This window comes from Streptomyces sp. CC208A (genome assembly GCF_030010625.1).
GTDB lineage: Bacteria > Actinomycetota > Actinomycetes > Streptomycetales > Streptomycetaceae > Streptomyces.
Map to the genome: position 1 here is coordinate 1 of NZ_JASCXN010000065.1, position 15695 is coordinate 15695.

Sequence of the window (15695 nt, forward strand, 5' to 3'; positions counted from 1 at the left end):
AGTGTCTAATCAACGGCGGATCTAATGATCAAGGAGATGCCAGAGATGACCGACACCGTCGTTGAGCACGAGCCCGCTGAGCAGCCGGTCCAGGCGCCGTCGAGTACGGCGACGGACGAGCAGTTGATCGCGATGCTGGTGGACCGCGCCCGTACGGAGGGGCTGCAGCTGACCGGCGAGGGCGGGCTGCTGCAGCAGCTGACCAAGCGGGTGCTGGAGTCCGCCCTGGAGGGTGAGATCACCGATCACCTCGGCTATGAGAAGCACGATCCGGCAGGGAAGAACAACGGCAACAGCCGCAACGGCACCCGGGCGAAGACCGTGTTGACCGACGTCGGCCCCGTCGAGGTCAGGGTGCCCCGGGATGTGGCCGGCAGCTTCGAGCCGCAGATCGTCAAGAAGCGGCAGCGGCGTCTGACCGGCGTCGACGAGATGGTGCTGTCGCTGTCCGCGAAGGGCCTCACCCACGGTGAGATATCCGCGCACCTGGCCGAGGTCTACGGCGCCGAGGTGTCCAAGCAGACCATCTCCACCATCACCGACAAGGTCATGGACGGCATGGCCGAATGGCAGAACCGTCCCCTGGACCGTGGGCGGTTTCCACTGATCGTTGCGGCACCTGAGAGGAGTCGGACCCATGCCGCGAGGTGGAGCCAACCGTCTGCCGCTGTCGGTGCCAAAGGAGTATTTCGAGCTGCGTAGAGGTGGCCTGAAAGGGGCAGCGGCTGCCCGCCGGGTGGGCGTATCCACCAGTGCGGGCTCGCTGTGGTTCATCAAGGCTGGACGCATGCTCTTGCCCGACAGACCCGTCGACGACCGATACCTCAGCCAGGACGACCGCATCGCGATCGCCGAGGGCCTGCGTGCCGGCCGTACGGCTGCGGTGATCGCCGAGGAGATCGGCAAGCACCGTTCCACCGTCTACCGCGAGATCTCCCGCGGCCGCGGCGGCCCCGAGGGCACCTACAACCCGTGGTGGTCTCACAACCAGGCCATCTTGCGGCGCCGTCGCCCCAAGCAGGAGAAGCTCCGTGTCAACACCGAGCTGCGTGCCTTCGTCAACGACAAGCTGAAACAGCGGTGGTCGCCGCAGCAGATCGCCCGTCACCTCGCCCGGAATCACCCCGGCAAGGCGACGATAAGCGCTTGCCCGGAGACGATCTACCGCGCGCTCTACAACGGGCTGCTGGACAAGCGCACCGCCCGACTGCGTACCCGCAGGACACGCCGCAAGAAGCAGCGCCGGGGCATACCCTCCAAGAACGCCATCCCGAACATGCGGCCGGTCCACACCCGGCCTCGAGAGGCCGAGGGCCTCCAGCGGGCCGGACACTGGGAGGGCGACCTGATCGTCGGCAAGGGCCAAGGATCCGCCATCGGAACCCTGGTCGACCGCGCCACCCGCTACGTCCGGCTCATCCACCTGCCCGGCGGCTGGAAAGCCCCGCAGGTCCGCGACGCACTCGTCGCCCAGACCGGCGACTGGCCCGCGAGCCTGCGGCGCACGCTCACCTGGGACCAGGGCCGCGAGCTCTACTACCACGAGGAGATAGAGGGCTTGACCGGCTTCCGGATCTACTTCTGCGACCCGCACTCACCGTGGCAGCGCGGCACCAACGAGAACACGAACGGGCTGCTGCGGGAGTACTTCCCCAAGGGCACCAGCCTCGCCCACTACACCCTCCGCGACCTCACGCAAGTCGAACAACAACTCAACGAACGTCCTCGCCGCGTCCTCGGAGACCGCACCCCGGCCGAGGTCATGAGACGCTGGTCGAGAGAGCTCGCTTACTGCTGATTCGCAACGATCAGTGGAAACCGCCGCGTCTATCCGGTGCTGTTCGTGGACGCGATCAACGTGAAGATCAGGGACGGGCAGGTCGCGAACCGCCCCATCTACGTCGTCATGGCCGTGACCGCCGAGGGCCACCGCGACATCCTGGGGATCTGGGCCGGTGACGGCGGCGAGGGCGCGAAGTACTGGCTGAGCGTGTTCACGGACCTGAAGAACCGGGGCGTCGACGATGTCCTGATGCTGGTCTGTGACGGGCTGAAGGGCCTGCCCGAGGCGGTGGAAGCCGTCTGGCCTCGAACGATTGTCCAGACCTGTGTCGTTCACCTGCTGCGGAACAGCTTCCGGCACGCGGCCCGCCAGGACTGGGACAAGATCGCCAAGGTGCTCAAGCCCGTCTGCACGGCCCCGAACGAGGCCGCCGCGTCCGAGCGGTTCGGCGAGTTCCAGGAAGCCTGGGGCAAGAAGTACCCGGCGGTCATCCGGCTCTGGGAGAACGCCTGGGCCGAGTTCGTACCCTTCCTCTCCTTCGATGTCGAGATCCGCAAGGTCATCTGCTCGACGAACGCCATCGAGTCCGTCAATGCCCGCATCCGCAAGGCCGTCCGGGCGCGCGGACACTTCCCCAACGAGGCCGCGGCCATGAAGTGCGTCTACATGGCCCTCATGTCTCTGGACCCGACCGGCAAGGGCCGAAAGCGGTGGACCATACGCTGGAAGGCACCCCTGAACGCCTTCCAGATCGCCTTCGAAGGCCGGCTCACCCCGGCCGCCAACTGACCCACTACAGAAACTGGATCAGCCGTTTACTGGACACACCCCCACAGCGGCGGGGTGTTCAGCGGAGCAGGGCCACTGCGGCGTGGTGGCCGGGTGGGGCGGCCACGTCGGCGAGGAGCCAGCCTGGTGGGGGTGTGGGGGTGGGGCCGGCGCCGACGTATTCGGCCGAGGGGTCGGCGCCCAGGCCGATGCCCAGGCCCTTGAGGTAGGCCTCTTTGCGTGTCCATACGCGGGCGAACGCGTCCGGTCTGCCGGTGGTGGTCAGTGTGGTCAGTTCGGCGGCCTCGGCCGGGTGCAGGACTTCGGCGGCTTCGGCGACCAGGTGGGGAGGCGGGACTCGTTCGATGTCCACGCCTATCGGTCTCGTGGCCACGGCGATCAGGCTCAGGCCTTCGCAGTGGGAGAGGGAGAAGTGCAGCCGGCCGTCCGGCAGGACGGGCCGTCCGTGCGGCTCGCCGCAGCAGGGGCAGGGTGCGCGCTTCATCGTCACGCTGCGCGGCGTGATGCCGAGGTGGGCGCCCAGGAGCCGGCGCAGGCCGACGTGCGCGCACAGGTAGGTGGCGCGGTCGCCGGGGCGGCGGAACTCCTGCGCGCGGGCCAGTTCGGAGGGGTCGAGGACGAGGGGGGCGTGCCTGGCCGCGGTGGTGTGGTGGGTGTCGGTCGGCACCAGCCAGAGCTGGGGGTGCAGCGGGCGCGGGCGCGGGCTCGGTGGTTGCGGCAGTGGGGCGGGCAGTGGTGGCAGCGGGGTGGGGTGCAGGAGGGCGGGGGTGGAGGCGTACAGGTCGGGCGGGGGTGCTGGGGTCAGGGGGATCATGTCTGCCTCACACGGACGTGACGGTGGACTGCGGGTCGGTGGTTTTCGGAGTGGTGGACTGCGGGTCGGTGGTTTTCGGGGAGGTGGTGCGGGGGTGGGTTGTGGTCTTCTTCCCGGTGCCGCGCAGGGCCAGGGCGGCGGCGATCGGTGACATCAGGGCGACGGCGGCGCACAGCAGCCAGGTGCCGGTCACGCCCAGGTGCAGCGAGACGGGGGTGAACAGGGCCAGGGACAGGGGGGCGGCTCCGATCCCGGAGAGTGCGAAGGTCGACATCGCCGCGCCCATCCTTCCTTCGGGCACCGCCTGCTGGTAGGCGGTCACCAGGGCCGGGCCGTTGAGGCCGGACAGCAGGCCGACGCCGGCGGCGGTGGCGGCGAGGAGGCCCGGGGAGGGGACGAGCGCCATGGCGCCCATGCCGGCGGCCAGGCCGGCGCCGGTCACCACGAGTTTGAGGCGGGCCGGGACGCGGTGTGCCAGGGCCGCGCCCAGGGCGGCGGAGGCGAGCGCGCCGGCGCTGAAGGCGGCCAGGACCAGGGCGACCGCGCCGACGCCCCAGCCCTGGGCGGCAGCGCGCAGCGGCAGGGCGACCTCGGCGGGCCACAAGAACGCCAGGTCCATCGCGAAGCAGGCCACGAACATCCATCGCAGCCGCGGGTGGGCGGCCAGCAGGCGGAAGCCGTCGCCGGAGCGGCGCAGCAGGGAGGGCTGCTGGGGGGCGGGTTGCGGGCGGGGCATGCCGGCGGTGACGTGGGCGGCGCAGCCCAGCCACAGCACGCAGCCGGCCGTGGCGGCGGCCATGGCGGCGGGCAGGCCGCCGACGACCACCAGCCAGGCCCCCAGCGGCGAACCGGCGATCGGTGCGAGTCGCAGCACCATCGAGAACAGGGAGTTGGCGCGGCCCAGGTGCTCGCGTGGTGCGAGGTGGGGCAGGAGTACTCCGGCGGCCGGGCCGGTCAGGCCGAGCAGGATGCCGTCGGCGAGGGCGATGACGACGAGCGGCCACAGGGTGTGGGTGGTGGCGGTGACGACGGCGCCGGTGGCCAGGACCAGGACGCGGACGCTGGTGGCGCGCAGCAGCAGGGCGCGGGGGCCGAGGATGTCGGTCAGAGCGCCGCCGAAGAGGAGCAGGAGGGCGCGGGGCAGGGTGGCGGCGAGGGTGACGGCGGTGACGGCGCCGCGTCCGCCGAGCTGGACGGCGCTCCAGCTCATCGCGATCAGGAGGGCGAAGCTGCCGGCCTGGACGGCGGCCTGGCCGGTGACCAGGCTGGTCAGGCGGCGCCAGTGGATGCCGGGGGCGTTCGGGTCGTCAGTGGTGGGCGCTGCCATGGGGCCGGCTTCCTGTGCGGGGGCGGTGGGTGGGCGGGTGGGCGGGTGAGTGGGGTCGGGGGCGGCCCGGTGGCCGGTGAGGGCTGGTGGGGTTGGTGGGGTTGGTGGGGTGGGGCGGGGCTGTGAGGAAGGCCGTGGAGGGGGCTGTGTGGGGGGTGGTGAGAGGAGCCGTGAGGGGGGTGGCGAGGGGGGTGGTGGGGGCGGGTGTCAGGGTGCGCAGGGTGGTGGTGACGGCTGCGGCGACGGCCCTGGTGGTGGCGCGGCGCAGGGCGCGGGCCGGGGTGCGGCGGGGGGCTCGGAGTTCTATGTGGCCGCCCAGGTAGGCGCGGCCGGCTTCGGTGAGGGCGCGCTGCGCGGTGCGGCGGGCGGTGGCGTCGAGGCTGGGCGGGAGGGTGTTGTGGTTTCCGGCGGCGGTGACGGTGATGCCGGGGATCTCCCGCAGCAAGAAGCGGGCGCGGACGGTGGGGGCCGGGCGGGAGCGGCGGCGGGCGGGGGTCACCGGGGGTGTCCTGGGGCCGGGGCCGGGAAGGGGCCGTGGACGGTGTCGGAGGCGGGGTCGGGGTCGGGGTCGGGTGTGAAGGGCGGGGGCGGGGACCAGAGGTCGTCGGGGGCCAGGGCGGCGGGGGTGTATTTGCCCAGGGCGCTGATGAGGAGGCGGAGTTCGAGGGCGAGGGCGTCGGCGAGGCGCCGGAGGCCGTGGGCGGGGTCCTCGTCGACGGCGACGAGAGCGGCGCGGCCCAGGCCGACGGCCCTGGCGCCCAGGGCGAGAGCGCGCAGCGCGCGGCCGCCCTCCCAGACACGGCCGGTGGCCAGCAGGCAGCCGGCCGGTGTGCCGATGCGGCGCAACGCCTCCGCGAGGGGCAGGCCGGCCTGGTCGAGGAAGACACCGGGAGCCCAGCCGGTGCCGCCCTCGGCGCCGTCGACGGTGACCGCGTCGGCTCCCGCGGCCCAGGCCGTACGGGCGGCGTGGGCGATGTCGCGGCCGGGGTGGAACTTCACCCAGGTACGGGCCTTGGGGAAGTTGTTGCGCATGAAGCGGAGTTGCTGGCTGAGGATCTCCTCGGTGAAGGTTCCCGGGACCGCGCAGCGCAGCTGGTGGGGGGCGTCGGCGCCGAAGACCTCGCGCACGGTGAAACGGCGGGCGAGCTCCTCGGCCTCGGCACGGCCGACGACGGTCATGCCGCCGAGGCCGGGCTTGGCGCCCTGGCCGGTCTTCAGCTCGAAGGCGAGACGGCCGGTGTCCAGGAGCGGCCGGAAGGCGGGGTCGCTGTAGAGGAGGTTCCACACCTCGCAGTCGGCGTCCTCGGTGGACTGCTGGACGACGATGCCGCCGACGCCGTCGGGTGCGGCCTCCAGGTACGCCTCCACCCGGGCCAGGAGCGCGGAGCGGGTGGTGTCGCCGCCTTTGGTGGCGGTGCGGCGGTAGCCGTGGACGGGGACCATGTTCTCCCCGATGACCATGGGGATGCCGAGCCGTGCGGCCTGCCGGCTCGCGTGGACGGCGAGGTCGCCGCTGCCGGCCCGGGTGGAACCGAAGGCGGAGAGGTAGAGCGGCAGCCGGGCGGTGAAGCCGCCTATGCGGGTGGTGAGGTCGACGTCGTCGAACTCGGGCTCACGGGCGAGGTCGATGAGTTTCTCCAGCCGCTCGGGCATGAAGACGGGCGGCACGATCCGTATCCGGTCCAGGGCGTCCGCGGGACCGGGCGCGTTCTCGGGGCCGAAGAGGCGGCTGCCGTAGGTGGTGGGGTCGGGGAAGACGGCGGCGGTACCGAGCCGGGCGCGGGCACGGACCTGTGTCTCGGGGAAGCCGGGGGCGGTGAGGGCGGGGGCAGGCGCGGGAGCGGGTGCGGGGGCGGGGGCGGCCGGGGCGCTCTGGGGGGGCGTGCCGGTCGGGGTGCTCGTGTCGGCAGGGGCAACGGGGGTGGTCGGGGCGAACGGCGTACTCGGCATGCTCGGGGCGGCCGGGGGGCTGGAGGCGGTCAGGGGTGTGGTCACGGGGTCACCACCCCGGGGAGCTTGGGGTAGGCGCTGACCTGCCAGAGGGCGTCCAGGCCGGTGAGGAAGCGGACCAGGCGCTGAAGGCCCATGCCGAAGCCGGCGCTGGAGGGGATGCCCTCGCGGGCCTCCTTCAGGTACCAGGCGTACTTGGCCGGGTTCTCGCCGCTCTCCCGCATGCGGGTGACGAGGGTGGCGTAGTCGGCCTCGCGCTCGCTGCCGGAGACCAGCTCGCCGTAGCCGTGCGGGGCGATGAGGTCGAAGTTCCGCAGGACGCCGGGGCGTTCGGGGTCCTCCCGGTCGTAGAAGCCGCGTGATCCCTTGGGATAGTCGTCGACGAAGAACGGCCGGTCGCTCTCCAGGGAGAGGATCCGCTCGCCGGTCCAGTCGATCTCGCCGTCGGGGTTCTGCGGGTGGCCGAGGGACAGGAGCCGGGCGACGGCCTCCTGGTGGGTGCGGACGTCGTACTTGCCGGCGCGGACGTCCGCGAAGTCGGCCTCCTGGCGGCCCAGTCCGGTCAGCAGCTCGGGAACGGCCGTCCACACGTGGTCGGTGACGTGGGTGAGCAGGCCGGCGGCGATCTCCTGGGCGTCCTCGCGGCTCGCGTCGGCGATCTCGACGTCGATCTGGTGGAACTCGACCAGGTGGCGGCCGGTGGTGGCGGTCTCCTCGGGTTCCACGCGGACGTTGGGGGCGATGTAGAAGAGGCGGGGGAAGCCGCGCAAAGACGCCTGCTTGTAGAGGATGGCGCTGGTCATGAGCTTGTACGGGTGGCCGTAGTAGTCGATGTCCAGGGCCTTGGCGCCGCGCCCGCCCGGATCGGTGACGGGGCCGACGAGCGGAGGCAGGAGTTCGGTGAAGCCCTCGCCGCGCAGGTAGTTGCGGGCGGCCTGGAGGGCTTCCTGCTGGACGAGCATGGCGGCACGCAGCCTCGGCGAGCGCAGGTGCTCGCCGAGCGGGGGCGGGGCGAGGGGCGCGGTGTCGTCGGTGGTGGGAGTGGTCGGGTCCATGGCAGGGCTCCTGTTCAACGGGCGAACGGCGGGTACGGGCAGCGGGGCGGGGGCCGGCGGGCGAATCGGGTGAGTGGCGGGGGTGGGGGGGCAGGCGTGGGCGTGGTCGTGGGGCAGGTACGGGTCGGGATCGGGCGAGTGGCAGGGGCGGGACGGGGCCGGCGCAAGGCGGAGTCGGACACGGGCGCGGGACGGGTACGGCTGCGGGGCGGGGCCGGACAGGGACAGGTACGGGTGCGGGGCCGGACGGGGACGGCTGCGGGTGCGGGATCGGGCGGAGAAGCGGGGCGGGGCGGGGAGCGGGGGTGGGGGTCAGACCGGGAGCGGGGTGGCGGCGGGGTGGTCGTGGCCGTCTTCGTCGGTGGGGTGGCGGGTGGAAAGGCCGGTGGGGGCGTCGTAGTGGTCGGCGACGTGGTGCAGGGCTCTGAGCAGGCCGTCGGCGGTGAGGGGGGTGGTGTCGGCGGCGGGGTCGGGGCGTAGCGGCATGGCGCCGGTGCGGGCCCAGCGGAGGCGGCCGGAGGGGTCGATGAAGCCCCGGGAGCGGCCGGGGTTGTCGGGGTGGAGGCAGAAGGGGACGTCGAGCAGGCCGCGGGCGAAGGCGGCGGTCAGGGCGCGGGAGAGGTCGGGGTGGAGGCCGAGGACGGTTTCGACCAGGGCGCGGGCCTCCTGGTAGGTCTCGCCGTCGTCGGTGGCGGCCGGGGCGGGGGTGCCGGTCAGGGCGGCGGCTGCGGCGGCGGTCTCCAGGGCGCGGACGTTCTCGTCGATGGTGGGGATGCGGTGGGCCTCGGCGGCGGTCTTGACGATGAGCCGGCCGGCCCCGGCGCGGACCGCGAGCCGCGCGGAGGCTTCGAGCAGGCGGGTGGCGCCGCGTTCGGTGCGCGGGTAGACGCCCATGTAGGTGTAGAGGACGAGGTGGCGTTCGACGTCGGCGGGGAGGAAGTCGGATGCGAGCCGGCCCAGGGCGCGCAGGGCTTCGGCGTCCTGGCCGGGGTGGGTCTGCTGGGCGTAGCTGAGGGAGACGCTGCGCAGGCCGTGGCGGACGAAGAAGAGGCACTCCAGGAGGCTGGTGGCGACGAGCAGGCTGGGCGGGCAGAGCTGGCCGAGGAGGCAGCCGCCGAAGCTCTCCAGGTGCGGGGTGGTGCCGGGGCGGGCGCTGGTGGCGAGGAGTTCGCAGGCGCGGGCCCAGGCCGTGACGGAATCGCGCAGCGGGGTGCGGCCGTAGGGCAGGCAGTAGGAGACGGGGCCGCCTTCGGTGGCGTCGAGGCCGGCGGCCATCAGGGCGCGGATGATGGGCTCGGGGCGGGCCGAGCCGTGGCGGACCTGGACGGGGAAGCCGGCGCCGTGCAGGCCGTCAAGGACGGCGCGGGTGGTGTCGGGGGTGTGGGCGGCGATCGGGTAGCCGTTGAGGCGGGTGCCGTCCGCGACGGCGGCGCGGGCGGCGGCCAGGTCGCCGACGCGGGTGTAGCTGTCGACGGTGAGGGTGCCGGCGGTGTGCGCGGTGGCGCTGCGGGTGCGGGCGAGGCCGGTGCGCATCAGGCGGGGGTCGCCGAAGCCCATGCGGGGCTGGACGACGAGCCGGCCGGCGGCGGCGGAGGCCGCGACGAAGGCGCCGAAGGAGGGGGCCGGGCCGGCGGGGAGCGGGGTCACGCCACGGCCTCCCTGCGCGTGTGGGCGGCGAGGAAGCCGCGCAGCGCGGCCAGGTCGTCGCCCAGGACCGCGTCGCAGCCGGCGTCGAGGAGGCGGGCTGTGTCCTCGTCCTGGCCGCCTCCGGCGACGCCGAGCTTGCCGCCGAGGACGACCGGCAGGCCGGCCAGGTGGGGGTCGGCGCGCAGGTGCCGGACGGCGGCGAGGCCGTCACGGTAGCCGTGGCCGTTGACGCTGCTGAGCACCACCGCGTCGGGCGCGTGCCGCCGGCAGGCGTCCGCGAGGAGTTCGGCACCTGCGCAGGGGCCGAGCCCGACGACCTCGTACCCGAGCTCCTCCAGGAAGAGCCGGAGGTACACGAGATTCCACGTATGGGAATCCGAGGCGGTTCCGCTCAAGAGAATCTTCATGCCTGAAGAATAATTTTCGAAAGGTTCCGGAAGGGGAAGTGGGAGCGGCAGCAGCGACCGGCACTTTCGATTCTGAGGGAAAATGCGGAGGAGGTACGGGAAAGGCGCCGCGCCCCGCTGGGAATGCGGGGCGCGGCGCCTTTTCGGGTGTGGCTGTCAGGGTGTCAGGCGTACTGGGCGACGAGGCTGCGCGGGCGGATGTCGGTCCAGTGGGCGGTGATGTACTCCAGGGCTTCTCCCCGGTCGCCGGGGCCCCAGACGCTGGTCCAGCCGGCCGGGACGGTGGCGAAGGACGGCCACAGGGAGTGCTGGCCCTCGTCGTTGACGACGACGTGGAAGGTGCCTTCGGCGTTGTCGAAGGGGTTGACGGAATCGCTCATGACTGGGTCCTCGTTTCTTTTTTCTGCAGGGCGGAGAGTTTCTCCGAGACGATGTTTCCGATGATGGCGAGGGGTTCTGGTTCGGCCAGGTGGAGGTGGCCGTGTTCGAGGGTGTGGTTCTCGATGATTCCCTCGCTGAAGGGGATCCAGGTGGCGGCCAGGGCGCCTTCGGGCTCTCCTGGGCGGCGGGCGGTGAAGAAGAGGATGTCGGTGTCGGCCCGGCCGGGTACGTGGCGGGCCATGAGCCGGGCGTGGGTCTTCGAGGCGCGCAGCACGGCGCGCAGTTCGGCGGTGGAGAAGCCGGCCAGGACGGGGTCCTCGCGGCGGATGCGGTCCATCGCCTCGGCCACGTCGGCGGCGGGCTGGGGTGCGCTCTGTTCGGGCGGCAGGACGCGGACGCTGCCGGGTCCGGTCTGGTGGACGTCCATGAGGGCGAGCAGTTCGACGCTCTGGCCGGCCTGCCGGAGCCGTACGGCCATGGTGTGGGCGACCAGGCCGCCGAAGGACCAGCCCAGCAGCCGGTAGGGGCCCCAGGGCTGGACCTGCCGGATCCGTTCCAGGTAGGCGTCGGCCATCTCCTCGATGCTGCCGGGCCGGTGGCCGGCCTCGGCGAGCGCGCGGGCCTGCAGGGCGTAGAGGGGCTGGTCGGGGCCGAGGTGGCGGGCCAGGCCTGCGTACGCCCAGCCGACGCCGGTGCCGGGGTGGACGCAGAACAGCGGGCGGCGCCTGCCTGCGGGGCTGAGCGGCAGCAGCATCCCGAAGGCCGAGGCCGCCGTGCCGCCGTCGCCGCCGCCCCTGCCGTCCGGTCCGGTCTCCTCGCCGAGGAGGCCGGCGGGGGTGGGGGCGCGGAAGAGGTCGCGGACGGTGCGTTCGACGCCGAGGACACCGCGCATCCGGTTGACCAGGCGGACGCCGAGCAGGGAGTGTCCGCCAAGAGCGAAGAAGTTGTCGTCGACACTGACGCGGGGGACGTCGAGGATCTCCGCGAACAGCGCGCACAGGACTTCCTCGCGGGCGTTGCGGGGCGCCCGCCCGCCCGGTGCGGCGGGCCGGCGGGGGGCGGGCAGCGCCGCCCGGTCGGGCTTGCCGTTGACGGTCAGCGGCAGGGCGTCGAGGACGACGACCGTGTGGGGGACGAGGTGTTCGGGGAGCAGCCGGCGGGCCTGGGCGAGCAGTTCGGCCCCGGTGACGGTGCCGCCCGCGCGCGGGACGACGTATCCGACCAGGCTCTTGTCGCCGGGCCGGTCCTCGCGGACGACGGCGAGCGCCTGGCCGACGGCCGGGTGGGCGGCGAGCACCCGCTCGACCTCGCCGGGTTCGATGCGGACGCCGCGGAGTTTGATCTGGCCGTCCGCCCGTCCCAGGAAGCGCAGTTCGCCGTCCGCCGTCCACAGGACCCGGTCGCCGGTGCGGTACATGCGGCTGCCGTCGCCCTCGAAGGGGTCGGGCACGAACCGCTCGGCGGTCAGGGCGGGACGGCCGGTGTAGCCGCGGGCGACGTGTGTGCCGGCGATGTACAGCTCGCCGGGGACACCGGGCGGGACGGGCCGCAGCGCCTCGTCCAGGACGTGGCTGCGGGTGTTGTCCATGGGCCGGCCCAGATGGAGCCCGGTGCCGGTGAGTTCGCGCTGGGTGGTGGTGAACCACTGGTTGTGGGAGGCGAAGGTGGTCTCGGTGGGGCCGTAGGAGTGGACCAGGACGGTGTCGGGGCAGTGGGTGAGGACCCGCTGGACGGCGGCGGGTGAGACGACGTCGCCGCCGGTCCACACCTCGCGCAGCAGGCGGAGGGTGTCCAGGCCCTCGTCGGCCATGACGTGGAAGAGGCCGGCGGTGAAGTAGGCGGTGGTGACGCCGTGTTCGCGGACCGTGCGGGCGGTCTCGGCCAGATCGGTGCCGTCGCCGGGCATGAGGACCAGGCTGCCGCCGGCAAGGAGCGGGACCCACACCTCGAAGACGGAGGCGTCGAAGCCGGTCGCGGAGTGCACCAGCATCCGCCGGCCCGGGCCGAGGGACAGGTCGCGGTCGGCGGCCAGTTCCACGACGTTGCGGTGGGTGACCGCGACGCCCTTGGGGCGGCCGGTGGAGCCGGAGGTGAACATCACGTACGCCAGGTCGTCCTCGCAGACCTCCGCCGCGCCGCTGCCCCACGGGGCCCCCGCGTCCGCGTCCGCGTCCGCCTCCGGCGCCGGCGCCTCGACGAGCAGGGTCCGTACGTCCCGCGGGGCGGTGTGGTGCCGGTCGGTGGCCACGAGCCGGGTACCGGCGTCCTGCAGCATCAGCCGGATCCTCGCCTCGGGCAGCCGGGGGTCGAGCGGCAGGTAGGCGGCGCCGCACTTGAGCACGGCGAGCGCGGTGACCACCAGCGTCACGCCCCGGTCGAGGAGGACGCCGACGGTGTCGCCCCTGCCGGTGCCCGCGGCGCGCAGGCGGGCGGCGAGCGCGTCGGCGCGGGCGTCGAGCTCTTCGTAGGTGAGGGTCTCGGTGCCGGTGATCAGGGCGGGGGCGCCGGGGGTGCGGGCGGCCCGGCGGGCGATGAGGCCGTGGACGGTGCCGCGTTCGGCAAGGACGGTGGCGGTGTCGTTGTAGTGGCCGGTCAGGCACAGCCGGTCGGCGTCGGTCAGCAGGGGCAGGTCGCCGATGCGGACGGCCGGGTCGGTGGCGGCGGCACGCAGGGTGCGCCCGAGGTGGGCGGCCAGCAGGGCGGCGGTGGGGGCGTCGAAGAGGTCGGTGGCGTATTCGAGTCCGCCGGTCAGGCCGGCGGGCCGGCCGTCGGGGTGCCGCTGCTCGGTCAGGGCGAAGGTGAGGTCGAACTTGGTGGTGACGGTGGTCAAAAGCGCGGGGCCGTCCTCGCGGAACAGGTCGTGCGCGGCAAAGGTGCCGGGGACGTGCCGGGTGTAGTCGTGGTGGAGCTGGACGACGATCTGGGCCAGCGGGTGGTGAGCGGTGGTGCGGGGCGGGTTGAGGTGCTCGACGACCCGGTCGAAGGGGAGTTCCTGGTGGGCGTAGGCGGCCAGATCGGTCCGCCTCACCCGGTCCAGGAGCTCGGTGAAGGCGGGGTCGCCGGAGGTGTCGGTGCGCAGGACGAGGGTGTTGACGAAGAAGCCGACGAGACCGCCGAGGTGTTCGTCGTCCCGGCCGGCGGTCATGGTCGCCAGCGGCAGGTCGGTACCGGCGCCGTGCCGGGTCAGGACGGCGGCGAGGGCGGCCTGCAGGACCATGAAGAGGGTGGCACCGCCGCGCCGTGCGAGGGCCTCCAGGGCCGCGTGGGTGGCGGCATCGACACTGATCGGCACGTGGGCGCCGCGGTGGCTCGCCTCGGCGGGCCGGGGACGGGCAGCGGGCAGGTCGACGGCGGCGGGGGCACCGGTGAGGGTGTCGCGCCAGAAGGCCCGGTGGGTGTCGGCCCCGGGGCCTTCGAGGAGTTCATGCTGCCACAGGGTGTAATCGGCGTACTGGACAGGCAGCGGCTCCCAGCCGGGAACCCGGCCCCCGGCACGGGCGGTGTAGGCGGCGGCGAGGTCCGCCAGGAGGGGTCCGGTGGACCAGCCGTCGGCGGCGATGTGGTGGACGAGGAGGACAAGGACCTGCCCGCTGCCGTCATCGGGGGTCAGGAGCGCGGCCCGCAGCGGGATCTCCTCAGCCAGGTCGAAGACGTGTCCCGCCGCCTCGGCGGCGGCCTGCGCGAGCCGGCCGGCGGGAACGGTCCGCCGGTCGAGAGCGGGCCGGACACCGGTGAGGACGTCCTGGTAGGGCTCGCCGTCCACCGCACGGTAACGGGTACGCAACACCTCATGCCGGTCACAGACATCGGCGAGCGCGTCGGCCAGAGCCGCAGGATCGAGAGGGGCGACGGGGCGCAGGACGAGCGGGATGTTGTAGGAGGCGGACGGGCCTTCGAGGGTGTCGATGAACCACAGCCTGCGCTGGGCACAGGAGAGCGGAAGACGGCCGGGCCGGTCGGCACGGGGAACGGGGCGGGACCTGCGAGCGGGCTCCGGCCCGCCGCCGGGGCCGGAAGCGGTGGCACGGGCGGTGATACGGCGGGCGAGAGCCTCGGGAGTGGGAGCGAGGAGAAGGTCACGGACCTGGACGTCCACGCCGAGACGGGCACGGACACGGTTGGCGAGGCGGACACCGCTCATGGAGTGACCACCGATGGCGAAGAAGCCCTCGCCCGGTCCGACCTGGTCGAGACCGAGGACCTCGGCGAACAGGGCGCACAGGGTGCCGACGAGTGCGCTGTCGACGACTGCGGCCCGGCCGGTGTCCTCGATCCGCAAGGCGGCGTCGGCACGGTCACGGCGCGCCTCCAGAGCACGGCGGTCGGCGGCGGGAAGGAGGACCTCGTCCCCCACCGGCGCGGCCGGGTCGCCGGCGGCAGCACGCAGGGCGCGCACCAGGGCGGTGAGCAGGAGCCGGGGAACCTCCTCGTCGAAGACGTCCCGGGCGTATTCGAAACCCACAGTCAGCCCGGCGGGAACACCGGCGGCGTCACGGTGGTCGACACAGGCGGCAGTGAGGTCGAACTTGGTGGTGGCGGGGCCGTCCCCGGCAGCGAAACGGCCGGTGAGACCCCCGAAGGAGAACCCTTCCGGCTCGGGCCCGGCGGTACGCAGGGTGAGCATCACCTGGAAGAAAGGATGGACACCGGGCGCACGGGACGGGCTGAGGTGTTCGACGAGCAGGTCGAAGGGGAGCCGCTGGTGAGCGAAGGCCGCCAGGTCGGTGTCCCGGACCCGGTCCAGGAGAGCGGCGAAAGCGGGCTCGCCGGTGGTGTCGGTGGGCAGCACCAGGGTGTTGACGAAAAAGCCGACCAGATCGTCAAGAGCCTCGTCGTCACGGCCCGCGACAGGGGTGCCAAGAGCGAGCCGGCCACCCGCCCCGGCCGCGCGCAGAGCAAGGGCGAGAGCGGCCTGCAGGACCATGAGAAGGCTGGCGTCGTGGTCCTCGGCCAGACGGACGAGCCGGGCATGGACAACAGGTTCGACACGGGCGGTCACCAGACCGCCGGCATGGTCACGCAGGGCGGGCCGGGGCCGGTCGAGAGGCAGGGGGGTGACAGCCGGCAGACCCGCGAGAGCACCCCGCCAGTGGGCAAGGCCCCGGCCCGCGACCGAGTCGGGGTCGTCGGGGGCGCCGAGGACGTCGTGCTGCCACAAGGTGTAATCGGCGTACTGGACAGGCAGCGGCTCCCAGCCGGGAACCCGGCCCCCGGCACGGGCCGCATAGGCGGCGGCCAGATCGGCCATCAGCGGCGTGAGCGACCAGCCGTCGCCGGCGACGTGGTGAAGCAGCACAGCGAGGGTGGCACCGGGACCGTCCTCGGGCAGGAACAGAGCCACACGCAACGGGAGTTCACGGGCGAGATCGAAGGTCTCCGCGGTGAAACGGGCGACAAGACCGGGAAGTTCACCCCCGGGAGCCTCAACAGTCCGCAGCCGCACCGCACCGGCAGCAAGAACGTGCTGGTAGGGCTCGTCGCCGGGAGCGAGGAAAACGGTACGCAACACCTCGTGCCGTTCCACAAGATCAACGACAGCAGC

At 73.1% G+C, this 15695-nt stretch carries 10 protein-coding genes and 2 pseudogenes; 3 read left to right on the plus strand and 9 right to left on the minus strand.

Annotation, left to right across the window (positions count from 1 at the left end; all coding sequences use genetic code 11):
• Positions 1–132 precede the first annotated feature (132 nt).
• From QK442_RS35350 to QK442_RS35360, 3 genes and pseudogenes are all read left to right on the plus strand, one after another.
• Positions 133–609: pseudogene (locus QK442_RS35350) on the plus strand (transposase); the annotation flags it as partial.
• A gap of 178 nt (positions 610–787) precedes the next feature.
• Complete coding sequence (locus QK442_RS35355; RefSeq protein WP_282698237.1) at positions 788–1798, plus strand: IS30 family transposase; 1011 nt, start codon at positions 788–790, stop codon at positions 1796–1798.
• A gap of 24 nt (positions 1799–1822) precedes the next feature.
• Positions 1823–2572 (plus strand): annotated as a pseudogene (locus tag QK442_RS35360) (IS256 family transposase); the annotation flags it as partial.
• A gap of 58 nt (positions 2573–2630) precedes the next feature.
• Here the strand turns inward: QK442_RS35360 and QK442_RS35365 are convergent.
• The 9 genes from QK442_RS35365 to QK442_RS35405 all read right to left on the minus strand — a co-directional run bounded on the left by QK442_RS35365 (position 2631) and on the right by QK442_RS35405 (position 15677).
• Positions 2631–3386, minus strand: a complete 756-nt coding sequence (locus QK442_RS35365; RefSeq protein ID WP_282698238.1) for a 4'-phosphopantetheinyl transferase superfamily protein — start codon at positions 3384–3386, stop codon at positions 2631–2633.
• Positions 3387–3393: 7 nt separating this feature from the next.
• Entirely contained in the window at positions 3394–4713 is a 1320-nt protein-coding gene (locus QK442_RS35370; protein ID WP_282698239.1) for an MFS transporter, read from the minus strand.
• Positions 4694–5212 (minus strand): hypothetical protein, encoded by a 519-nt coding sequence (locus QK442_RS35375; protein ID WP_282698240.1) that lies wholly within the window; start codon positions 5210–5212, stop codon positions 4694–4696. Before QK442_RS35375 ends, QK442_RS35370 begins: the two co-directional genes overlap by 20 nt.
• Positions 5209–6708 carry a glutamate synthase-related protein gene (locus QK442_RS35380; RefSeq protein WP_282698241.1) on the minus strand — a complete coding sequence of 500 codons (1500 nt, stop codon included), beginning with the start codon at positions 6706–6708 and terminating at the stop codon, positions 5209–5211. The genes QK442_RS35375 and QK442_RS35380 overlap by 4 nt, the downstream gene beginning before the upstream one ends.
• A complete protein-coding gene (locus tag QK442_RS35385) occupies positions 6705–7718 on the minus strand; it encodes an asparagine synthetase A (protein ID WP_282698242.1) in 1014 nt (337 codons plus the stop codon). The genes QK442_RS35380 and QK442_RS35385 overlap by 4 nt, the downstream gene beginning before the upstream one ends.
• A 312-nt stretch (positions 7719–8030) precedes the next feature.
• The gene (locus tag QK442_RS35390) at positions 8031–9365 is read right to left on the minus strand and encodes a methylaspartate mutase (RefSeq protein ID WP_282698243.1); all 1335 of its coding nucleotides are present in this window, start codon (positions 9363–9365) and stop codon (positions 8031–8033) included.
• On the minus strand, positions 9362–9772 hold the full coding sequence (locus QK442_RS35395; RefSeq protein WP_282698244.1) for a cobalamin-dependent protein: 411 nt from the start codon (positions 9770–9772) through the stop codon (positions 9362–9364). Before QK442_RS35395 ends, QK442_RS35390 begins: the two co-directional genes overlap by 4 nt.
• 164 nt (positions 9773–9936) lie before the next feature.
• Entirely contained in the window at positions 9937–10152 is a 216-nt protein-coding gene (locus QK442_RS35400; protein ID WP_282698245.1) for an MbtH family protein, read from the minus strand.
• The gene (locus tag QK442_RS35405) at positions 10149–15677 is read right to left on the minus strand and encodes an amino acid adenylation domain-containing protein (protein WP_349239706.1); all 5529 of its coding nucleotides are present in this window, start codon (positions 15675–15677) and stop codon (positions 10149–10151) included. The genes QK442_RS35400 and QK442_RS35405 overlap by 4 nt, the downstream gene beginning before the upstream one ends.
• Between the last annotated feature and the right edge of the window lie 18 nt (positions 15678–15695).